Origin of the sequence: Staphylococcus sp. EG-SA-14 (genome assembly GCF_017151935.1) — a bacterium.
GTDB classification, from domain to species: domain Bacteria; phylum Bacillota; class Bacilli; order Staphylococcales; family Staphylococcaceae; genus Staphylococcus; species Staphylococcus aureus.
In genome coordinates this window covers 1-23,613 of record NZ_JACVZM010000026.1, presented here as the reverse complement: position 1 = coordinate 23,613, position 23,613 = coordinate 1, and the positions used below count along the sequence as shown (strand labels likewise).

Genomic DNA, 23,613 nt, shown 5'->3' with positions numbered 1-23,613 from the left:
TCTGTTGAAGTCAATTGCTTATTATTTTCATCAATCAGCATTAATTTCTTCCTCCTTGAATGCGTATTCTCGGATCAATAATTATGTATAACATATCCACTAAAAATATTGACACTATAAAAAAACTACTGAATAAAATAGTCGTAGCCATTATTACTGGAAAATCATTTGTGGCAATAGAACGTACAAATTGATCTCCTAACCCTGGGACTCCAAAAATATTTTCAATAGTTAAAGTACCAGTCAATATACTAGCCATCATTGGTACAAGTACTGTCACAAGCGGAATAAGAGCATTTCTTAAAGCATGTGTATATAAAATCTTTTTACTAGAAACACCTTTTGCCCTAGCCAACAGTATATAATCACTTTTTAATACTTCTAAAAGTTCAGCACGTATATATCTAGTGACTGTCGCAATAACAATGGCAGATAACGCAAAAGAAGGGAGTATAATTGTTGAAATACCTTCCCAACCAGCAACAGGAAACCATCTCAATTTAACTGCAAATACAAATTGTAAAATAACTGCAAGTACAAAAGAAGGAACAGATACTGCTAATACCGATATAATTGTTGCTAAATAATCTATCCAAGTATTTTGTTTCGCAGCTGAAGCAACTCCTAAAATTAATCCAATCAGCATCCCTATTATCATTGCTGTAATACCCATTTCCAAAGAAGGAATCAACCTTGGCTTGATAATGTCCCATACTGGTTGGTTATGATACTGAAATGAATAACCAAAATCTCCTGTAAACACATTTTTCATGTAATTTAAATATTGAATAGGTATAGGGTCATTTAATCCATATTTCTCATTTAAAATATATTTTTGATCTGGACTTAATTTAGCATCATTAAAAGGTGAACCTGGCATTAACTTCATTAGAAAGAACGTTATTGTTGTAATAATTACTAATGAAATTGCCATATAAAAAATTCTCTTCAAAATATATTTAATCATTGCAATCTATCCACTCCATTTAACTTAATTTTCTGAATATTACCACTATTATATATCTATTTTATTTATTTTCAATATTTTTTTATTGCAGGACATTAGATTTATTTTTATTCCCAAAGTTTTTATCCAACACAAAAAGACTGGAGAAAGTTCTCCAGCCTCATTTACAAAGCATATTAATTTTTCTTTTTACCGGTTTCTTTATCAATTGATTTATCTATATACACATTTTTAAGTGAGCTATTCGGTCCAAATTTATGATAAATTAGTCCTTTAACTTGGGGATTGGTTAAATGTGCGGTACCTTTTTGATAAATCGGTGCAACTGGTGCATCATTTAGGAATATCTCCTCTGCTTTTTTTAAGCTTTCATATCGTTCTGTCGGTTGAAGCGCCAATTCGTTTCTTGCATCTTTTAGTAGTTGATCATACTCTTTATTACTCCAGTCCGTATTATTTTGTGCATTGCCTGTAGTCATTGTTTCTAAATAAGCTATAGGATCTGGATAATCTGCTGACCATCCACTTAGTGATGCTTGATAATTACCACTTAACTCTAATGAAACTCTTTGCTTAAATGGCAATTGCTTAATCTTCAAAGTAACACCTGGTAGATTTTTCTCAACTTGCGATTTAATATATTCTGCAGATATTTTTGCATCTGGCGTATCTTCAGTGTTCATAGAAAATGTCACTTCATTTTTACCTAATTCTTTTTTAGCTTTTTCCCAATGCGCTCTTGCTTCTTTAGGATTGTATTTTAACGGTGAATTCATTGTACTCGCATAATCTTTACCATTTGGTGCTTTAGCAATGCCTTTTGCTGTTAATGTATCTGATGGTATTGATCCATTGTTTTTTACTGAATCAACATAACCTTTTTTATCAATTGCTTGTGCGATTGCCAGTCTTAATTCTTTATTTTTAAACTCAGGATATTCTTTCTCGTTCATTTTCACAAAAAATGTCCCAGTTGATAACACAAAGTTTAACCCTTTGTTGTCTTTATACTTATTCACTTGATCTGCGGTAATGAGCGCATCATCTACTGATTCAGTATCATACAATGAAGCACCTGCCTGTAAGTCTTTGATAACCTTATAATTCACTTTATCTAACTTTACATTCTTTTTATCCCAATAATACTGATTTTTAGATAATAATATTTTATCTTCTTGTTTCCAATCGTCAACTTTAAACGGACCATTGTATACCGCTCTATCTGCTGCAGTACCATAATTTTCACCATATTTTTTGGCAACTTTTTCATTTTGAGGTGCAAATGTATTAAGTGCTAATAATTGATTAATATACGGAACCGGCTTTTCTAATTCAATTTGTAATGTTTCATCATCTAATGCTTTGATACCTAATTGTTCTACAGGTTTCTTACCAGCATTTATATCACTAGCATTTTTAATGTCACCCATAATGTATGCAAATTCAGAACCTGTTTTAGGGTTAACTGTTTTTCTCCAAGCATAAACAAAGTCTTGCGCAGTAACTTTGTCACCATTACTCCATTTAGCATCGCCTCTTAATTTAACTTTTAACGTTTTACCGTCTTTACTTTTTTCCGGAAAAGCTTTCGCTACACCTAACACAGGTTTGTCATCTTTACCTAACGTGTATAATCCCTCAAAAGTTTGTGCTGTCACTTCAAAAGACATTTCTTCCGTTATTAACGATGTATCAAGTGATGTTAAATCTTGTGGTAAAATTTTTCTGAATACTTGACCTTTATCCGAATAAATTCCACCATCATTAGCACAACCACTTAATGCAAATGTAGCAATCAATATTAAAATAAGTGTTCTAAATTTTCTCGTCATTGCATTTCCCCCTTTCCCTTAATTTTGTGTCACCAATTTATTTTCTCGGAGTTTTGCCGCTTCTTCTTCAGTACTAAAGACAAAGTGATTCGGTCTTATTTCATGTAATCGTCTTAAATGATTGTTTTCCTCATCATCAATGTAACTAAATCGTTTGCGACTGCGTTCTGATTCAGGATCAGGTTGAGGAATAGCTGATAATAATGACTTGGTATAATCGTGTAATGGATTTTGATAAATTTCTTCAGACGGTCCAATTTCAACTATTTTCCCAAAATGCATTACTGCAATACGATCTGAAATATACTTCACCATTGATAGATCATGAGCTATAAATAGGAACGTGATACCTCTTTCACGTTGTAATTTTAATAGCAAATTAACTACTTGAGCTTGAATTGAAACATCCAATGCCGATATTGGTTCATCCGCGATAATAAATTCTGGTTCCACCGCTAATGCACGGGCAATTCCAATACGTTGTCTTTGTCCACCTGAAAATTCATGTGGATAACGATTAGCATGCTCTTTACTTAGCCCAACCGTTTCTAGTAAATCATAGACGCGTTTTTTTCGGTCACGTTTATCACTTGCCAGATGATGTATATCAATACCTTCAGCAACAATATCCATCACTTTTAATCTAGGATTTAGTGATGCATATGGATCTTGGAAAATCATTTGGATTTTTTTATTAAATTTAAGTAAGTCTTTACGTTTCTTAATCTTTTGTATATCAGTACCCTCATACAAAATTTCTCCACTTGTAATATCATTAAGCTTAATAATTGATTTACCTGTCGTAGATTTACCACAACCAGATTCACCAACTAAACCTAATGTTTCCCCTTTGTATATATCAAACGAAATGTTATCAATCGCTCTTACTTCATTTTTCTTTCCTGCATTAAAATATTGCTTTAAATTTTTAATCGATAGTAATATTTCATCAGTTTTCATTGAACGACACCCTTTCTACCATGAGTGGTTTTTCATAATTATTAGGCATCGGTTTCATACGTTGTTTTACCAGCTCGGGTAGTTCAACTTTTGGTGCACGTGCGTCTAATAACCAAGATTTCACAAAATGTGTCGGTGAAACTTTAAACCACGGTGGTTCTACTTTAAAATCAATATCTAATGCATATTGACTACGTCTCGCAAATGCATCACCTTTAGGTGGGTGTAATAAATCAGGTGGCGCTCCAGGAATCGCTAGTAATGGTGTGTCATTTGTTGTTGATAAATCAGGCATTGACGATAATAATCCCCATGTATATGGATGCTTTGGATCATAAAATATTTCGTTAACATCTCCTGTTTCAACCATTTGACCACCATACATAACTGCCACTCTATCAGCAATATTCGCAACAACCCCTAAATCATGCGTTATAAAAATAATTGCTGTATCGATTTTTTGTTGTAGTTCTTTCATTAAATCTAAAATTTGTGCCTGCATCGTTACGTCTAATGCAGTCGTTGGTTCATCAGCAATGAGCACTTTAGGTTCACAAGCTAATGCGGTTGCAATAACAATTCTTTGCCTTTGTCCACCTGAAAATTGATGTGGATATGCTTTAAATCTTTTTTCTGCATTTGGTAAACCTACAAGATTTAGTATTTCCAATGCGCGCTTTTTAGCTTGTGCTTTACTATAATTTTTGTGCTTAATTAATGGTTCCATGACTTGTTTACCAATTTGCATAGTTGGGTTTAAAGATGTCATTGGATCTTGAAAGATCATTGAAATATCTTTGCCACGTAATTTAATTAACTCATTTTCAGGTTTTTTTGCTAAATCTTCCCCTAAAAATAAAATTTCTCCCTTTTTAATTCTTCCTGTGTCCCCTTGGAATAATTTTGTAATTGCTTTTGTTGTTACAGATTTACCTGAACCTGATTCACCAACAATTGCCAATGTTTCCCCCTTGTTTAAATAAAAATCTACACCTCTCACTGCCTGCACTTCCCCTGCTGTAATATCAAAGGAAACATGCAAATCATTTACTTCTAATATTCTTTCAGTCATATGCTATGCCCCCTTTTATTTACGCATTTTCGGATCAAATGCATCACGTAATCCATCACTAAATAAGTAAAAGAATAGAATTAATAAACTTAAAATCATTGCTGGTATAAATAATTCATGTGGATAAATTAATAACATTGCTCGCCCATCATTTACTAATGACCCTAACGATGTTTGAGGTGCGGGTACACCTATACCAATGAAACTTAAAAATGCTTCGAAGAAAATAGCACTAGGTACTGTAAACATTGATGTAACCACGATAGCACCTAATGTATTAGGTAAAATATGCTTAAATATCAATTTGAATTTTGAAGCCCCCAATGTTTTCGAAGCCATGACAAACTCTTGATTTTTTAATTTTAAAAATTCTCCACGTACAACTCTGCTCATGCCTAACCAGCCTGTGATAGACATAGCCAATATAATTGTCCAAATGGATGGTTCAAAAATTAATACAAATAAAATTACGACAATTAAATTCGGAATAGATGCTATGACTTCAAGTATACGTTGCATAATCGTATCGACACGTCCACCGAAGAATCCAGAAATCGCACCATATACAACGCCAATAAAAATATCTAACATCGCTGCAACAACACCGATAAACAATGAAATTTGAGCACCTTTCCATGTTCTTGTCCATAAATCTCGACCCAACTGATCAGTACCAAACCAATAATTTTCTTTAGCATTTGCTGCTTTATAAGCATCCTTGCCATCTGCATCTTTACCATCAAAAGGTAAAAATGGAACTTTGTCTAATACAGGTATTTTTGCCGGAAGATTTCTATGTTCTACATTTTGTTCAGCATAATCATGTTTATTTATAACTGGACCGATAAAAGCAAATATTACAATGATAATTAAACCTATCATACCGACAACAGCTAACTTATTTCGTTTTAACTGAGCCCAAGCATCTTGCCAAAAGTTTTTGCTTTCTCGTTGCATTTCAGGTTCCTGATTCAAATCTAATTCTCTAATAATAAAATCAGATGATGCGATAGCGTCAGAGGTATGCGTCATAGCTGCATTAGAATGATCGTCGTTAATCGACAAATTGTTTTTATTTTCAGCCATTATTTTTTACCTCCTTGAACACGAATTCGTGGATCTATCACACCGTACAAAATATCTACAATAAAAATAGAAACGATAAACAGTGTGCTAAATAATAGTGTGATTGCCATGATTACTGAGAAATCATTTGTTGTAATCGAACGTACAAATTGATCCCCTAAACCAGGAACACCGAAAATATTTTCAATTGTTAATGTTCCCGTTAATATACTTGCTAACATTGGAACAATGATTGTAATAATTGGTATTAGAGCATTTCTAAGTGCGTGTCCAAAAAGTACGCGTAAAGTTGAGTTACCTTTCGCTCTTGCTAATAAAATATAGTCTGAACTTAATACCTCTATCATCTCTGCTCTTATGTATCTGGCGACTGTTGCTAAAACGGCTGCAGATAATGCTAGTGAAGGTAGAATAGCAGTTGAAAATCCTTCCCATCCAGCTACTGGGAACCATCTCAATTTAACTGCAAATACATATTGTAAAAGAACTGCAAGTACAAAAGATGGTACTGATACTGCGATTACTGAAATTACTGTAGTTGTATAGTCTACCCACGTGTTTTGCTTGGTAGCTGCTGCAACACCTAAAATAAGTCCCAGTATCACACCGATGAACATTGCTGTAAGACCCATTTCAAAAGAAGGTAGTAGTCTCGGTTTAATCAAATCCCACACAGGTTGATTATGATACTGGAATGAATTACCAAAATCGCCTGTAACAACATTTTTTAAATAATGTAAATACTGCGTAGCTACAGGATCATTTAATCCATATTTTTCATTTAAAATTTCTTTTTGTTCAGCATTTAATTTAGCATCGTTAAATGGCGAACCTGGCATTAATTTCATTAAGAAAAATGTAATTGTAATAATAATAAATAAAGAAATAAGCATATAAATAAATCGTTTGAAAATATATTTCCCCATCTAATCCCCTCCTCTAACAAATTCCGATTTCTAAATTTCCATTCCCTTCAAAATTTTCTGAAATCTTAACTAATATTATATATACAATATTTACTATATATCAATATTTTTTTGCTTTAAACTAATGAAGAATGTTTGATTTTAGAATTTCAATAAAGCTGAAGAAATTAAAAAATCATTCCTCAATGTCTGATTTTAATGTAAACTATGCGTAAGAGTTTTCTATAAGTGGGAGTGATCAAATGTTGAAAAAATGGCTTGGAATGGCACTAATAACCCCAATGTTAACGTTTATTATATGGGTTTTTAATAGCCATACTATCATTACATATTTAAATATATTGTTTTATGTTTCATTAATTATTTTTATTAGCATATTTTTGATTTTACTTGTACAAGAAGGCATTTTTGATGCGACAAGTTATGGTTTTAGAAGATTAAAGTATCAAATGTCATCTTCGAAAAAGAAGAAGTCTATCTCTGATGATCCATTTTTCAACCCACAAGAGGTAAAAAAAGAGCATTACTTTGTTTCTACATGGATAATCCCCTTATTATTAATAAATATTCTATATTTTATTATGACGATTGTGCTGTCGCTCATCTTAGTATAAAGAAACTGAAAAAATCTTCAGTAACTAAAACAACGTTACTGAAGATTTTTATAGTTATGCTTCAAATTTCTTGAATACTAATACTGCGTTATGTCCACCGAATCCTAAGCTATTACTCATTGCATAAGTAATATCAAGGTCTTGCGCTTCATTTGGAACAATATCCAAATCACATTCTGGATCTGGTGTTACCGCATGAATTGTCGGTGCGACTTTAGAGTCTTTAATTGAAAGCGCTGAGAAGATTGCTTCAATTCCACCTGTTGCACCAAGTAAGTGACCAGTCATTGATTTTGTTGAGCTAACTTTTAAGTGTTTAGCTGCTTCACCAAATGTATTTTTAATAGCTTTAACTTCATTTAAGTCACCAACAGGAGTACTTGTACCATGGGCATTTAAGTATTGTACATCTTTAGGTTCAATACCAGCATCATCCATAGCTGCTTGCATTGCTCTAGAACCGCCTTCACCTTCTGGAGCTGGCGCTGTAATATGATAAGCATCACCTGTAGTACCATAGCCAACTATCTCAGCATAAATATTGGCACCTCGAGCTTGTGCTGATTCTAAAGATTCGATTACTAAAATACCAGCACCTTCACCCATAACAAAACCGTCTCTACCTTCTTGGAATGGACGACATGCTGTTTCAATGTCATCATTTGTAGAAAGCGCTCGACTTGCACTGAAACCTGCAATTGCCATATGAGTAATTGGTGCTTCTGTACCACCAGTAATCATTGCATCTGCATCACCGCGTTGCACAATTTTAAATGCTTCTCCGATTGAATTTGTACCTGTTGCACATGCTGTAACTGTTGCACCATTTGGTCCTTTTGCACCTAAGTCAATTGATACTTGCCCAGTTGCCATATCAGGAATTAACATTGGTACGAAAAATGGACTCACACGTCTTGGGCCTTTATCCATTAATTGTTTATGTGCAATTTCAAATGTTTCCATACCACCGATACCAGAACCAATCCATACACCGATTCGATCTGCAGTATTTTCATTGATATCTAATTGCGCATCTTTAACAGCCTCTCTAGCTGCTACAATTGCATATTGAGTAAATCTATCCATACGACGCGCTTCTTTTTTGTCGATATGATCTTCAATATTAAAGTTTTTAAGTTCTCCTGCTAAGTGAACGCTATAAGGTTCAGTATCGATACGTGTAATTTTATCGATACCATTTACGCCTTTTAGAGCATTCTCCCATGTTGTTTTGACATCATTACCGATTGGAGAAAGGGCTCCCATACCTGTAATAACTACTCTTTTATTTTGACTCATTCGTTATCCTCCTATTTTCCCCATTTTATTGTCATTGCGCCCCAAGTTAGGCCGCCACCGAATCCGACAAGAACAATTGTATCATCATCTTTGAGTTTACCATTTTTTAATTCTTGATCGATACTTAAAGGTATTGACGCAGCTGAAGTATTTCCATATTTATTTACAGAAACACTCATTTTGTCTTTTGAAATACCTAAGCGTTCTCTAGCTGATTCCATAATTCTAATATTAGCTTGATGAGGAATAAATAAATCTATATCATCTGATGTTAAATTCGCTTTTTCAACTACACGTGTTGATGCATCACCCATAATTCTAACAGCAAATTTAAATACTTCTCGACCATTCATTTTCAGTTTACCAGTATCTTTATCTAAATATAAATGTTTACCACCAGTGCCATCAGAACCCATTTCATAACTTATAATACCTCTGCCTTCTGAAACTTCACCGATGATAACCGCACCTGCACCATCTCCAAATAGAACTGCAGTAGAACGGTCAGTTAAATCTGTTATTTTAGATAATTTATCTGCACCGACAACTAAAATATTATGATAATCTCCAGATTGAACATATTGTTTAGCTGTAATCATTGAATACATAAATCCAGAACATGCTGCAAGTTGATCCATAGAGGCAACTTTGCCCGTCCCTAAACGTTCTTGCAACATATTTGCGACAGTTGGAAATGGCATATCTCCAGTTGCTGTGGCAACAATTATCATATCTATATCTTCGGGCTGAATACCAGCGTCAGCGATTGCTTTTACACTTGCTTCATATGCTAAATCTGAAGTATCTTGATCGTCATCTGCCCAATGTCTTTCTTTAATTCCAGTCATCTTAGAAATCCATTCATCAGATGTATCTAAAAATTGCTCAAAATAGGCATTGTCAATAATCTTTTCTGGTGCATATGCACCAAAACCTTTAATACCCACGTTCATAGTTGAACACCTTCTTAATAAAATTTTTAATACCAGGTATTAATTTAACATAGATTACTTTTTAAACTCAAGTCAGAGGTAGGAATATTGACTAGTTAATAAAATTTTAATGCTTTATTATCGTCAAATTTCAGTATGAAATTGGTTTTAATGCGCTTAAATTAGAATAGCCATTCAAATAAAATCATTTATTTAAACTGTATAATATGGTCAAAATATATGAGATGTTACTATACAAATTTCTAACTTTCACTTAAAATAAAATATATATAATTAAAGTGGAGGTAGAATGACATGAAACACCTCGTAACATTCTTTTGGGCATTATTATTAATGCAAATGGTTAACTTTGTACTTAATAGCCTAGTAGGTGGAGACAGCTTAAATGTAGTGAATCCAATTATCATGGCAGTATTGTTCACGATTTTCACAGCAATTTTTGCTGCAGTAATTAAACCGCCGAAAGATTCATCACAATAACTATTTAGTATAAAATGAAATATGTCTTTCTTATTATTGAAGCTGCCCAGATAAAGGCGGCTTTTATTTTTGGCCATTAATGTTTTGTATTTTGAATATTTTAAAGCTCAATGACCTCTAACCCATCACTTTTAAATTTAGAAAAAGCCTTAATACAAAGATGTCATTTACGAGTAATCTTTGTATCAAGGCAATTATATTATAATCATCACTGTAAAATTAAATGCTTCATGTTGAATTTGATAATTTTAAGTGTTTATTTAGTTTTTACATTAATATCAATTTGTTTAATTGAATTTGAATCAAACAAGTTTGCTGTATAACTATCTTTCTTTAAATCCACTTCTTTTTTGCTGCCATCTTTCCAAGTAATCGTGTAAACGGCAGATTTTGCATTTCGAATCTTCTCAGGTGTTACACCACGTTCATCATATAATAAAGCTTTAACTTTATTTCCTAAATCTAAATATGATAATTGGCTATCTTTTGGTAAATTTAAGTAAGATTGATTGAAAGCCATAATGCCATCTACTGCAATTGTATATGGAACATTTTGTATTTCTTTAGCTTTTTGAGTTGCCGGTAGTTTGTCCTTTTCTGCTGCAGATACCTCATTACTTGTCACAGTAGCGCCAGTCGTTGCGATCATGCCCAGTGCCAAAGTTACAGTTATAAATGATTTTAATTTCATATAATCTCTCTCCTTTGTGAGTTAAAGTATCTTACAAAATCAATATAACACAAATCTAAAAGTTTCAAAAATTATAAGTATGTAAATTGTTTACTTGTTTTTAAAAATAAATTTTAATTAATGTAAAAGCTATAATTGTTAATACTTTCTATTTTTTCAAATAAATTCACATTACAATAACTAAGTTTACATTTCTTAAATTTAATTACTTCTTTGCATTATAGCGAACGCCGTACCTAATATATAAATTAAAACCTTTGTTTCTTTGTACTTTTAATTGAACATTTTTATATTGATGAGATATTTAGTATTAAATTTTTCTTCCTATAAGGTTAATACTTGTTTGATCAATTTTATGTTGATTTACTTCTTTTAAAAATTCATTCAAGTAGAACCCATTCTTCAAATTTAAAAAATGATCTAACGCATAAACTGTTAATTCATATTGATGATCTTGATCAGGTGGTGTAGGTCCTACATAGTGATTTTCTATTTCTGAAAAATCATCAGCTAACAAACCACTAGTGAAGCTATTTTTACCTTGTACATACTCGCCCTTTGTTCTTGATAAATCTGCTTTTATAGAAATTGAATTGCCACTAACACTTACATTAGCTACACTCCAATGAATCCAAGCAAAGCCACATACTGGGATTGCATCATAGTCAATTAAAGACCAAGCAAGATATTTAGTCCCTTCCGGTAATTCAATTACTTCAAATGGAAATGACTTAATTGGATTCCCGTTAATAGAATCACTCACATCTGCACCTGCTGCGTATTCATATGGTATATTGTTCCCTTTAAATTCAGTTTTTATTTTCATGTTGCTCTCTCCTTGTAAAATAAAATATTATTATTAAATATATAAAAATTAATAACGAAATAAATAATATTAAGTATTGAATAGTTCCTATTGTATATAAGTAACCACCCATAAGTAAAAATGCGATATTAAAAATAAAATATAACGTTTCTGCATAATTAAGCATCACTCTTAAGTTACTACTGCTAGAAAGTTTATTTATAGTTTGTGGACGAGTTAACCCTGAAGAAATACCTAAAAATATCATAGAAATAGTAACTGCTATGAAACTTTGATATGTATATATTATTAAAAATATTACTAAACAAATTTCTGACACAAACATATAATTCAAGTATTTAGTTAAATAACGTGAAGATACAAAACCCATAACTGTGTAACAAGTTAATACTGAAATAAATTGTAAATTATTCAGTTTTAAATCATTATATATATTAATTGGAATAAATCCTATAAAAAATCCTAATATTAACGCTCTTAAAAAAGAATAATGCAATATCCAAAACTTCTCTTCTGGTAGAAATTTCTTTATCTTTCCCTTTGTTTCTCCTATTAAATTTAATTCCCTATTTTCAACTAATGTGCATCGAATAATTATAATTGTTAGAATTGAAAATATACCAGTCATTATTATAGGCCATTTAATATTTATTCCATAAAGATAACTACCTATAATCCCTGAAATTAATAATGATAGGAACATATAGCTATTTGACTTATTTTGTACGTATTTCTCATTTGTTATATTTCTTTTAATTATTGCGGTATCAACACCCGCCATCATTGAGTAACTTAACCCTAATAATATTTGTGCCACTACTAAAATTAAATATTGATTTTGATATAATAACAACAATAAACCGATGATTTTGAATATTTCACTAACAACTAATTTATTAGAATCTTTTAAGTTACAAATTTTAAAACACTTCTCTTTGTATAGAGAGAATAAAAATGCTGCAATGCCATAAGACGCCATTAATATTTCTAATTGTATTATGGAATAACCTTGAATCAAAAAGTAAATTAATAAAAACGGTAAATAAAAGTATGCTCGTGAAAAAATTCGGTATAAATAAATCCCAAGTATTAACTTATTCATAAATAATACCTGTACCTAGTCTTTCTTTTATTTCTTCAAACTTTATATCTCCTTCTCTTAATAATTCAATTTTATTATCTGTCACTTTAATAATCGTACTAGATGTTTTATAGTTAGTTTTATTTTGACTTCTTAGCATATATCTTACATTTTCGCCCATGTGCTTAATTGCTTCATTTTCAGTTATTAAAATATCATCGGCAGTTCCAGATATATTTGCTGAAGTAATTGCTATAGGTGAATTAATATATGAAATAAATCTTCTCATCGTTTTATTTTGTACACATCCTATAGCTATACTATCTGAATTATTGAGCATATAATTATAGCTTGTTTTATTTTTTAAAATAATATTTAATGGTCCAGGCCAAAATATTTCAACTAGTTTATCAACTATTTCCGTATTTTGATTATCTCCATACAATTTCCAATCCTCTGGCTTATCAATAAATAATGATAATGGCTTATCTTTCGATCGCTTTTTATATTCAAATATTTTATCGATACAAAGATCGTTGTTAGGTAAACTACATAAATTATAATTAGTATCAGTAGGAACAATCACTGGAAAACCATCTTGTAATTGTAAATAAAGTTTTTCAAAACTTTTTACAGAATCATTTAAAATTTCCATCTTTACTCCTCCTTTTTATTATCTGAAGTAAATCCACTGTATCTTCAGATGCTACTTCAGGTGAAAACTTGTTCACAAGTTTATAGAAAGAAATATTTTCATCAATTTCTTCAGTGTTAACTATTGATTTAAATTTATTGTGCAAGATTTTCTTACTAGAAATATTACTTATTGGAAACTGAACAACTTGTGAATTTTTCAATCCTAAATCACTAGGAACTAAATATTGATACATATTTATATTTTTTTTAGTACCATCTTGATGAATTCCTGATTCATGTTTAAATATATTTTCACCAATTATAGGTTTGTTTTCTGATATTTGAAAATCGAGAATTTTAGAAATATTAATACTAGTTTTATATACGTCGGGTAAAGTGAATTCCGTACTTTTTATTTGTTTTTTTGTCAAAATAGTAATTATTTCCTCAATAGGAGCATTAGCCGCTCTCTCACCAATTCCCAAAAATGTAGTTTCTATTTGTTTCGCACCATTTAAAATTGCAGCTAATGTATTTGCAGTAGCCAACCCTAGATCGTTATGACAATGAGCAGAAAAAATTATGTTAGAATATTTTTTTACAAAGTAATTAAAAATATCTCCGTATTCTAATGGTGTCGAACATCCTACAGTGTCCGCAAAGGTAACTGTTCTAACTTGATATTCTGAAATAATTTCCATGTATTCCTTCAATTTTTCTCTAGAAGTCCTTGTTGCATCTTCAAAACAAATATCTACTCCTTTTTTTATCTTTCTTTAATATATCCAAGCAGTCTTTGATTTTCTGAATATAATATTTATTTGAAAAATTAAGCTTTTCTTTTATATGCAAGTCAGATATTGGCAATAGTATTTTTACCACTAAATTATGAATTTTTAATTTGACTATTTTTTTTATTTCTTTTTCATTAAGCCTAGTCAATACTACTAATTCTTTTTCAGGACTTAAAATGTCTCTGAATTGATGAATATTAAATTCATCCTCGATAGTTGTACACATGCCTACTTCAACAGAATTTATATTTAACTTGTTAATTTGTTTCAATACTTCTTTTTTTATAATTAGACTTTTTCGAACATTACTTTGTTGCATACCATCCCTTATTGTATTATCTTGAATTCGAATCATATTACTTCACCCCCTCGATAACCTCTGATATAATATTAATATTATTTTTATGCAATAAAAATTAAATATTATCTAATGAATTATTAACTTTTTTGAAAGAGGTAAGTTCATGAATTTAGATTGGTACTATACATTTGTCATTTTAGCGAAGACGTTAAACTATCGATTAGCTAGTGAAGAAATTAATCTCACTATACCTTCTATACATAAGCAAATTAAAAATTTAGAACAGCATCTCAATGTGAAACTATTTGAAACTTATAAAAATCAAATTATCTTGACTGAAGATGGTCATACATTTCTTCCAATTGCGCAAAGTTTTATTGAACAATATGAAAGTGGCATCAAACATATCCAACTTAAAAAAACGATGTTTCAATCGAAATTAAATGTTGTCGTGTCTTCATATATCGCGACATTCATTATGCCCAAATTTTTAAAATCTTTCTTTAACGAGCATCCTTTTATCGATGTTTCTCTTCATGTCAAAAATGAAAATATTGAAAAAGATATTAATAATCATACGTATGACATCGGGATTAGCAGAAATCAACCTAAACTAAGAGAAGTTCATTCTGAAAAAGTATGCGAAGGTAAAATTGTATTGATTGCTCCCAATAAAGAGAATAATCATCTTCTAACTGAGGCATCTTTATTTGAAAAATACAAAATAATAAGTGATAACCATCCAGAATATTGGTCATCACTTAAAAATAATATTTTAAATATTTATGAAAAAGCACAATTTCTATCTATCAATGATGTGCATACTTCAATTAAATTAATCGAAATGAATCAAGGTATATCATTCCTGCCTCTTTATATAACAACAAATAGTGATTACAATATTTCGGTTATTAACACGAAAATTTTACAAGCACCTATTTCATTTACATATATACAGCAAAAAAGAAAGCCCAGAAATATTGGTGTTTATTAAATCATTTAAAAAGTATATTGCCAATGAACAATTATAATAAATTTCAAATCTAAAAAACCAAGAATGCGATTAATCATCACATTCTTGGTTCAATTTTATTCATGAATTTTTTCAACATTAAACGTTAAGTTATTGTCTGAATTTAAATTAACTTTAATCGTTGTACCTTCTGGGAATCCCTCTTTAATCATCATACGTGCTAATGGTGTTTCAATTTGGCGTTGTACAAAACGTTTTAATGGTCTTGCACCGTATTGAGGTTCATAAGCTTCTTGACCTAGCCAAGCTTTAGCATCATCAGAAACTTCAATTGAGATTCGTTGTTCTAATAATCTTATATTTAATTGCGTTAAGATTTTATCTACAATCATACTCATGTCATCAATAGATAATGGTTTAAATAATACGATATCATCCATACGATTCAAAATTTCTGGTTTGAAATATGCATTTAAACTTGTCATAACAGCTTTTTCTGTTGATTCTGTAATTTCACCAGTCTCTTTTACGTTTTCTAATAAAACTTGAGATCCAATATTACTTGTCATAATAATAATAGTATTTTTAAAATCAACGCTACGTCCTTTAGAATCAGTTAAACGGCCTTCATCTAAAATTTGCAATAATACATTAAAGACGTCAGTATGCGCTTTTTCAACCTCATCTAATAAAATAACTGAGTATGGATTACGACGAACCGCTTCAGTTAATTGACCCCCTTCATCATGTCCAATATATCCTGGAGGTGCCCCTATCAATCTTGATACTGCATGTTTTTCCATATATTCACTCATATCAATACGAATCATATGTTTTTCAGAATCAAATAATGATGCAGCTAATGATTTAGCTAATTCAGTTTTACCTACTCCAGTTGGACCTAGGAATAAGAAACTACCAATAGGTCTGTTTGGATCTTTAATACCTGCTCTTGCTCTAACTACTGCATCTGAAACCAGGTCAACCGCTTTATCTTGACCTACAACACGTTTATGCAAGATGTCACTTAAGTGAAGTAATTTTTCACGTTCTGTTTCAACTAATTTTGAAACTGGTATGCCTGTCCATTGGCTGACAATATCGCCAATTTCTTCGTCTGTTACAACTTCACGAATCATTCGATCTGTATCTTCACCTTGCTCATCTTGGAAATTATCCTCTAATTCTCTAAGTTCTTTTTCCAATTGAGGAATTGTTCCATATTGTAGTTCAGCAGCTTTTTCTAAATTGTTATTTGTTTGTGCATCTTCCAACGCTTGTCTACTTTCATCTAGTTGCGCACGTTTTTCTTGTAAATTTGCTATTTTTTCTTTTTCTGATTCTACACGAGATTGAAGTGCTGCTTGTTTCTCTTTTTCATTGGCAAGCTCTTCTTGTAGTTCTTGTAATCTCTGTTTGCTCGCATTGTCAGATTCATTTTTAAGTGCGCTTTCTTCAATTTCTAATTGCATGACACGTCTATTAACTTGATCCAATTCAGTTGGATTTGATCCCATTTCCGTACGAATTGTTGCACATGCTTGGTCAACTAAATCAATCGCTTTATCTGGTAAAAAACGATCAGTGATGTAACGATCAGACAATTCAGCGGCAGCAACTAAGGCTCTATCTTGAATACGCACACCATGATACACTTCATATCGTTCTTTTAAACCACGTAAAATTGAAATTGTATCTTCAACATCAGGCTCACTAACTGCTACTTTTTGGAAACGACGCTCTAATGCCGAATCTTTTTCAATATATTCTCGATATTCATTTAAAGTTGTTGCACCAATACAATGTAACTCTCCTCGTGCTAACATTGGTTTTAGCATGTTGCCTGCATCCATGGCACCATCTGTTTTACCAGCACCTACAAGCATATGGATTTCATCAATAAATAATATAATTCTACCATCAGACTCTTTAACTTCTTTTAGGACTGCTTTTAATCTCTCTTCAAATTCACCACGATATTTAGCGCCCGCTACTAATGCGCTTAAATCTAACTCAAAAACAGTTTTATCTAATAATGATTCTGGCACATCTTTCTTAACTATACGTTGCGCTAATCCTTCAACAATTGCAGTTTTACCAACACCTGGTTCACCAATGAGCACAGGGTTGTTTTTAGTTTTACGACTTAAAATACGAATCGTATTTCGAATTTCTTCATCTCTTCCTATAACAGGATCCATTTTACCTTGTCTAACTTCTTCTACTAAGTCGCGGCCATATTTAGCTAATGCTTCGTAATTAACTTCTGGATTTTGTGATGTCACGTGATTTCCCCCTCTTACTTTTTTAATAATTTCTTTGATAACTTCTACTTTATTATTTATATAATGTTTTGTTGTTTGATCAATGTCCATTGCCGAACGTAAAATATGCTCCATTGAAATATATTCATCTTCATATTCTTTCATGTATGATTCAGCCTTAGTTATCAATTGGTTTGCTTGTTGGCTAATATATTGACCATATTGTATATTGTCACCTTCTACAGATGCATACGTGTTTAGTTTGTCTTCATAAGCTTTGTTTAATTGATCTACCTCAATATTTGCTCGTTCTAAAATACTTTTATATAAGCTTTCACTTTCATTTAAGGCAGCGCTTAAAATTGCCTCAATTTCTATATTTTGTAATTTATGTTGCTGACTCAGTTCAACTGCTTGTTGTAAAGCACTTTGAACAGCATATGTCATTTTATTTATATCCATATAATTTCACCTCTAATTTGTAGAGTTGGTCAAGTTGCACTTTTGACTTTGACTTTCTTTGACCTTAATTATATTATAGTCCCAATATAATCATTTATCAACTCTTTTACACTTAAATTTCCTAATATTTGTAAATATTTTTTTGAATAAAAAAATCTAGCTAATGTTACGTTACACATTAACTAGACTTATTAAACATATGTTATTTCTTTTTAAGTGCTTTTAATATTTCATCTTTTAAAGCTAGGACTCCTTTGTACTCTAAATGTACACCGTCTGGTGCAAAATATTCACTATGTCCTTGTGATCGCTTATTCCAATCAATTAATGTGACATTGGACTTTCGTTTCGCCGCGTCAGCTAATAATCGATTTACATTTGCCTCATAAATTCTTGGAACACGTGTATTAACTAAATAAATCTTGGCTTTTCCAAATTGATTAAGTAAATCGTCGAGCTGTTTGACAGTAAAGTCGCCATTTGTACCTAATTCTAATACGACTTGATCAGATGATTTTTTATATTGTGAATAATTCGCTTTAACTAAAGGTAAAGTTTGATACAATTGACGCCCTACTTTTCCATCAATTCTAGACTTAGGAACTGATGACTTAAATGACTCACCGATATCAACCATTACTGAATCACCGATTAAAAGAGGTTTAATATTATTATATACGTCGGAAGATTCCTTTTTCTTCTCACTTACTAAGCCATCAATGTGAATGTTATCAATTGGTGCTATCCGCATTAAATAATTATCTTCAATAGTGGTATCAAAGCTATTCGCTTTTTCTCCAATAATGTCTTTACCATATTTATTGAATGCACCTACTAAAATCAACATAAATGGAATTAACAAGGTTACTACAATTGCCATTCTTATAAATTGTGGTATATAAGAAGGTCGCCAATTTAAAGCTTTAATACCTTCTTTTCTAAATGGAGTTTCTATAAAGCGATATGATAGCTCTGCAAATATAATTGTTAAACTTATATCTATAAAGTACACATATACAGGTATCTGTCCATCTACATAGTAACTATGTACGAAACTAATTACTGCAAAATGCCATAAATATAAACTATAAGACCTTTTCCCGATAAATACTAACACTGGATTTGAAAATATCTTCGCTATCCATGTAGATGGATGAACGACACTGGCAATAATAAATAACGTTAATATGGATATTAAATAGAAACCACCATCATATATCCAATTCGTCTCATCATTAATAATGAAAAATAATAATATAAGTACTATAAATGATAAACTACCTATGCTATCAATAACATATTTTACAACTTTAGGTGGATCATTTTTCAATTTAAACGGTGGCCATAAAAAAGCTAAAATAACACCCAGTAACAATGTCTGTAATCTAGTATCTGTACCAAAATACACTCGTGAATGATCCCCATTAATACTGTAGATAAACATCATTAACCCTAAAGAAATTATTGATACTCCCCAAAAAATAAATCCTATTTTGTATCGCTTTTTAATTGTTAACAATAATGTAACCAAAATAACTGGGAAAAATATGTAAAACTGTTCTTCAATTGCTAAAGACCATAAATGCTTTAATGGCATAAATGAAAATTGCTCAAAATAATTAACATCTTTTGCTATATACCACCAGTTTGATACATAAAATATCGCAGCAATAATATCATGTTTAACCCTAATGATATTATCTGATTTTAATAATAAGGTTGCTGTCCCTACAACCATTAATAAAACTATGACTGCTGGTAATAAACGTTTTAAACGACGTATCCAAAAGCTTTTCAATTTAATGATACCTGTGTCATCATACTCTTTGAGTAATAAGCTTGTAATTAAATAACCAGAGATCACAAAAAATGTATCCACACCTAAAAAGCCACCTGTCAACCATTGCTTGTTTAAGTGGTAAATAATAATTCCTAGAACAGCGATTGCCCTCAAACCATCGAGCCCTGGCATATATCTCATTTTCTTATACTTTGTAAAACCCTTTGTTTTGTTCATTTTTGCATTCTTCCCTTTTAAAACTGTTCTTCTTAGATGCTTAATTAAATTTAGTTATGCTGTTTAAAAGAATATTGAAATGCATATGTATATTATTGAATTACGACATCATCAAAATCATATTGACTAAAATACTGTTAAATTAAAAAAATTACCAATGATGATTCTTACTTCGAAATCCAATTTGTAATGCAACTCGGCAACTTAAAAACTATGAAGTATTATGTATTGTAATATAACTGTAATATAAATTCAATTTATTATAAAAATTTTCAAGAAAATATTCAACTAGAAAATGAATTGCGCACTCTTAGAAGTGCAAGTCACTGTCTTAATTCATATTTTTTGAAACAAGTTAGATATAAATTTTCAAAATGAAATCAGAACCTAGAACATAAATAAGGCTCCCTTCAAAATTTTCATTTTTCAATGTCTACTTTGAAGGGAGCTTATTCACAATGAATTATACTCTACAATGTTATATTGACTGCGGGGACCCAACACAGAGAATTTCTAAAAGAAATTCTACAGGCAATGCACGTTTATGTTAGCTCACACCAAGTGCAATCTTAGCGTAACGTGACATCATATCTTTTGTCCAAGGTGGACTCCATACGATATTCACTTCAGTATCCTGTATTTCAGGAATCTCTGCTAATACTGTTTTAACTTGATCAATAATTTGAGGTCCCATTGGACATCCCATTGATGTTAAAGTCATATCAACTGTACATACGCCTTCATCATCAACATTCACTTTGTATACTAAACCTAAATTAACGATATCAATTCCTAATTCAGGGTCAATTACCATTTCTAATGCACCTAAGATACTATCTTTCAATGCCTCTTCCATCCATATCACCTCTTTAATGTCATATTATTCATAATATATCAAATATCCGACAAAACGCCAATAAAATGCTATGATGTATCTATATGAACTAAGCAACTTATGAGGAGAGAGATATGCAACCACATTTAATATGTCTAGACTTAGACGGAACATTATTAAACGATAACAAAGAAATTTCATCATATACTAAACAAGTATTAAATGAATTACAACAACGTGGACACCAAATTATGATTGCGACTGGCAGACCTTATCGTGCAAGTCAAATGTATTATCATGAATTAAATTTAACGACACCAATTGTTAATTTTAATGGCGCTTACGTACATCACCCTAAAGATAAAAACTTCAAAACTTGCCATGAAATTTTAGATTTAGGCATCGCACAAAACATTATTCAAGGATTACAACAATATCAAGTATCGAATATTATAGCAGAAGTGAAAGATTATGTTTTCATTAACAATCATGATCCAAGATTATTTGAAGGTTTTTCAATGGGTAATCCAAGAATTCAAACTGGTAATTTACTTGTCCACTTGAAAGAATCCCCTACCTCAATTTTAATTGAAGCCGAAGAAAGTAAAATACCTGAAATCAAAAATATGCTTACTCATTTTTATGCCGATCATATTGAGCATCGACGCTGGGGCGCACCATTCCCTGTCATTGAAATTGTAAAACTTGGTATTAATAAAGCAAGAGGCATTGAGCAAGTTAGACAATTTTTAAATATTGACCGAAATAATATTATTGCATTCGGTGATGAAGATAATGATATTGAAATGATTGAGTACGCCCGCCATGGTGTTGCTATGGAAAATGGTTTGCAAGAACTTAAAGATGTAGCGAACAATATTACATTCAACAATAATGAAGATGGCATTGGTCGATATTTGAATGATTTCTTTAATTTAAATATTAGATATTACTGTTAATTTATAACTAATCATTTTATAATATTTTAAAACAATAGGAGGTAAGTTACGATGCCCAAAATAGTCGTAGTCGGAGCAGTCGCTGGCGGTGCAACATGTGCCAGCCAAATTCGACGTTTAGATAAAGAAAGTGACATTATTATTTTTGAAAAAGATCGTGATATGAGCTTTGCTAATTGTGCATTGCCCTATGTCATTGGCGAAGTTGTTGAAGATAGAAGATATGCTTTAGCGTATACACCTGAAAAATTTTATGATAGAAAGCAAATTACAGTAAAAACTTATCATGAAGTTATTGCAATCAATGATGAAAGACAAACTGTATCTGTATTAAATAGAAAGACAAACGAACAATTTGAAGAATCTTACGATAAACTCATTTTAAGCCCTGGTGCAAGTGCAAATAGCCTTGGCTTTGAAAGTGATATTACATTTACACTTAGAAATTTAGAAGACACTGATGCTATCGATCAATTCATCAAAGCAAATCAAGTTGATAAAGTATTGGTTATAGGTGCAGGTTATGTTTCATTAGAAGTTCTTGAAAACCTTTATGAACGTGGTTTACACCCTACTTTAATTCATCGATCTGATAAGATAAATAAATTAATGGATGCTGACATGAATCAACCTATACTTGATGAATTAGATAAGCGGGAGATTCCATACCGTTTAAATGAGGAAATTGATGCTATCAATGGAAATGAAATTACATTTAAATCAGGAAAAGTTGAACATTACGATATGATTATTGAAGGTGTCGGTACTCACCCCAATTCAAAATTTATCGAAAGTTCAAATATCAAACTTGATCGAAAAGGTTTCATACCGGTAAACGATAAATTTGAAACAAATGTTCCAAACATTTATGCAATAGGCGATATTGCAACATCACATTATCGACATGTCGATCTACCGGCTAGTGTTCCTTTAGCTTGGGGCGCTCACCGTGCAGCAAGTATTGTTGCCGAACAAATTGCTGGAAATGACACTATTGAATTCAAAGGCTTCTTAGGCAACAATATTGTGAAGTTCTTTGATTATACATTTGCGAGTGTTGGCGTTAAACCAAATGAACTAAAGCAATTTGACTATAAAATGGTGGAAGTCACTCAAGGTGCACACGCGAATTATTACCCAGGAAATTCCCCTTTACACTTAAGGGTATATTATGACACTTCAAACCGTCAGATTTTAAGAGCAGCTGCAGTAGGAAAAGAAGGTGCAGATAAACGTATTGATGTACTATCGATGGCAATGATGAACCAGCTAACTGTAGATGAGTTAACTGAGTTTGAAGTGGCTTATGCACCACCATATAGCCACCCTAAAGATTTAATCAATATGATTGGTTACAAAGCTAAATAAATGAATCATGCGATTCAATCTAATCTTAATTGTCTAGGTTAGAATTATGTTAAGGCTGGGACATAAATCCCTAATAAACAGCAGTAAGATATTTTCAATTAGAAAATATCTTACTGCTGTTCTCTATTTATACAATACTTCGTATTGAATGGCTTCGCTTTCCTAGGGTGCCGTCTCAGCCTCGGTCTTCGACTGGCACTGCTCCCTCAGGAGTCTC

General features: G+C 31.5%; 19 protein-coding genes and 2 pseudogenes. 5 read left to right on the top strand and 16 right to left on the bottom strand.

Going from position 1 to position 23,613, the window contains the following annotated elements:
- Nucleotides 1-40: 40 nt before the first annotated feature.
- From opp3b (IDG63_RS12705) to opp3b (IDG63_RS12680), 6 genes are all read right to left on the bottom strand, one after another.
- A complete protein-coding gene (gene opp3b / locus IDG63_RS12705) occupies nucleotides 41-967 on the bottom strand; it encodes an oligopeptide ABC transporter permease (protein WP_001641399.1) in 927 nt (308 codons plus the stop codon).
- 176 nt (nucleotides 968-1,143) lie between these two features.
- Complete coding sequence (locus tag IDG63_RS12700) at nucleotides 1,144-2,799, bottom strand: peptide ABC transporter substrate-binding protein (RefSeq protein ID WP_000197010.1); 1,656 nt, start codon at nucleotides 2,797-2,799, stop codon at nucleotides 1,144-1,146.
- 18 nt (nucleotides 2,800-2,817) lie between these two features.
- Nucleotides 2,818-3,759, bottom strand: a complete 942-nt coding sequence (locus IDG63_RS12695) for an ABC transporter ATP-binding protein (RefSeq protein WP_000845230.1) — start codon at nucleotides 3,757-3,759, stop codon at nucleotides 2,818-2,820.
- Complete coding sequence (locus IDG63_RS12690) at nucleotides 3,749-4,831, bottom strand: ABC transporter ATP-binding protein (RefSeq protein WP_000140051.1); 1,083 nt, start codon at nucleotides 4,829-4,831, stop codon at nucleotides 3,749-3,751. The genes IDG63_RS12695 and IDG63_RS12690 overlap by 11 nt, the downstream gene beginning before the upstream one ends.
- 15 nt (nucleotides 4,832-4,846) lie before the next feature.
- Nucleotides 4,847-5,917 carry an oligopeptide ABC transporter permease gene (opp3C, locus tag IDG63_RS12685; protein WP_000829632.1) on the bottom strand — a complete coding sequence of 357 codons (1,071 nt, stop codon included), beginning with the start codon at nucleotides 5,915-5,917 and terminating at the stop codon, nucleotides 4,847-4,849.
- The gene (gene opp3b, locus IDG63_RS12680; protein WP_000521536.1) at nucleotides 5,917-6,843 is read right to left on the bottom strand and encodes an oligopeptide ABC transporter permease; all 927 of its coding nucleotides are present in this window, start codon (nucleotides 6,841-6,843) and stop codon (nucleotides 5,917-5,919) included. Before opp3b (IDG63_RS12680) ends, opp3C begins: the two co-directional genes overlap by 1 nt.
- A gap of 242 nt (nucleotides 6,844-7,085) precedes the next feature.
- On the opposite strand from opp3b (IDG63_RS12680), the gene IDG63_RS12675 reads away from it, so the two are divergent.
- Nucleotides 7,086-7,457, top strand: a complete 372-nt coding sequence (locus IDG63_RS12675) for a DUF3899 domain-containing protein (protein ID WP_000915161.1) — start codon at nucleotides 7,086-7,088, stop codon at nucleotides 7,455-7,457.
- Between the two features lie 54 nt (nucleotides 7,458-7,511).
- Here IDG63_RS12675 and fabF read toward each other — a convergent pair whose 3' ends face one another.
- Together fabF and IDG63_RS12665 are read right to left on the bottom strand one after the other, a co-directional pair.
- Entirely contained in the window at nucleotides 7,512-8,756 is a 1,245-nt protein-coding gene (gene fabF, locus IDG63_RS12670; protein WP_000081240.1) for a beta-ketoacyl-ACP synthase II, read from the bottom strand.
- An 11-nt stretch (nucleotides 8,757-8,767) separates the two neighbouring features.
- Nucleotides 8,768-9,709: a beta-ketoacyl-ACP synthase III gene (locus IDG63_RS12665; protein WP_001100526.1), complete on the bottom strand. Its 942-nt coding sequence runs from the start codon at nucleotides 9,707-9,709 to the stop codon at nucleotides 8,768-8,770.
- Between the two features lie 294 nt (nucleotides 9,710-10,003).
- Between IDG63_RS12665 and IDG63_RS12660 the strand changes: the two genes are divergently transcribed.
- Nucleotides 10,004-10,189, top strand: a complete 186-nt coding sequence (locus IDG63_RS12660; protein WP_000682089.1) for a YjzD family protein — start codon at nucleotides 10,004-10,006, stop codon at nucleotides 10,187-10,189.
- 256 nt (nucleotides 10,190-10,445) lie between these two features.
- On the opposite strand, the gene IDG63_RS12655 is transcribed toward IDG63_RS12660, so the two are convergent.
- From IDG63_RS12655 to IDG63_RS12635, 5 genes and pseudogenes are all read right to left on the bottom strand, one after another.
- Nucleotides 10,446-10,880: an MAP domain-containing protein gene (locus IDG63_RS12655; protein WP_000769693.1), complete on the bottom strand. Its 435-nt coding sequence runs from the start codon at nucleotides 10,878-10,880 to the stop codon at nucleotides 10,446-10,448.
- A 310-nt stretch (nucleotides 10,881-11,190) separates the two neighbouring features.
- Nucleotides 11,191-11,706 (bottom strand): YbhB/YbcL family Raf kinase inhibitor-like protein, encoded by a 516-nt coding sequence (locus IDG63_RS12650; protein ID WP_000695344.1) that lies wholly within the window; start codon nucleotides 11,704-11,706, stop codon nucleotides 11,191-11,193.
- The gene (locus IDG63_RS12645; protein ID WP_001037438.1) at nucleotides 11,690-12,808 is read right to left on the bottom strand and encodes an MFS transporter; all 1,119 of its coding nucleotides are present in this window, start codon (nucleotides 12,806-12,808) and stop codon (nucleotides 11,690-11,692) included. Before IDG63_RS12645 ends, IDG63_RS12650 begins: the two co-directional genes overlap by 17 nt.
- Nucleotides 12,801-13,442, bottom strand: a complete 642-nt coding sequence (locus tag IDG63_RS12640) for an L-threonylcarbamoyladenylate synthase (protein ID WP_000404422.1) — start codon at nucleotides 13,440-13,442, stop codon at nucleotides 12,801-12,803. The genes IDG63_RS12645 and IDG63_RS12640 overlap by 8 nt, the downstream gene beginning before the upstream one ends.
- Nucleotides 13,426-14,572, bottom strand: a pseudogene (locus tag IDG63_RS12635) (LeuA family protein). The gene IDG63_RS12640 and the pseudogene IDG63_RS12635 overlap by 17 nt, the downstream one beginning before the upstream one ends.
- Nucleotides 14,573-14,681: 109 nt before the next feature.
- Between IDG63_RS12635 and IDG63_RS12630 the strand changes: the two are divergent.
- Nucleotides 14,682-15,549: pseudogene (locus IDG63_RS12630) on the top strand (LysR family transcriptional regulator).
- A gap of 58 nt (nucleotides 15,550-15,607) precedes the next feature.
- Here IDG63_RS12630 and clpB read toward each other — a convergent pair.
- From clpB to IDG63_RS12615, 3 genes are all read right to left on the bottom strand, one after another.
- Nucleotides 15,608-18,217, bottom strand: a complete 2,610-nt coding sequence (clpB, locus tag IDG63_RS12625; RefSeq protein WP_000353955.1) for an ATP-dependent chaperone ClpB — start codon at nucleotides 18,215-18,217, stop codon at nucleotides 15,608-15,610.
- A gap of 202 nt (nucleotides 18,218-18,419) precedes the next feature.
- A complete protein-coding gene (locus IDG63_RS12620; protein WP_001044230.1) occupies nucleotides 18,420-20,234 on the bottom strand; it encodes an acyltransferase family protein in 1,815 nt (604 codons plus the stop codon).
- Between the two features lie 547 nt (nucleotides 20,235-20,781).
- Nucleotides 20,782-21,090, bottom strand: coding sequence for a metal-sulfur cluster assembly factor (locus IDG63_RS12615; protein ID WP_000390575.1), 309 nt, complete (start codon nucleotides 21,088-21,090; stop codon nucleotides 20,782-20,784).
- A gap of 113 nt (nucleotides 21,091-21,203) precedes the next feature.
- Between IDG63_RS12615 and IDG63_RS12610 the strand changes: the two genes are divergently transcribed.
- Nucleotides 21,204-22,028 (top strand): Cof-type HAD-IIB family hydrolase, encoded by an 825-nt coding sequence (locus IDG63_RS12610; RefSeq protein ID WP_001182436.1) that lies wholly within the window; start codon nucleotides 21,204-21,206, stop codon nucleotides 22,026-22,028.
- A 51-nt stretch (nucleotides 22,029-22,079) separates the two neighbouring features.
- Nucleotides 22,080-23,396, top strand: coding sequence for a CoA-disulfide reductase (locus IDG63_RS12605; protein WP_001124521.1), 1,317 nt, complete (start codon nucleotides 22,080-22,082; stop codon nucleotides 23,394-23,396).
- Nucleotides 23,397-23,613 lie beyond the last annotated feature (217 nt).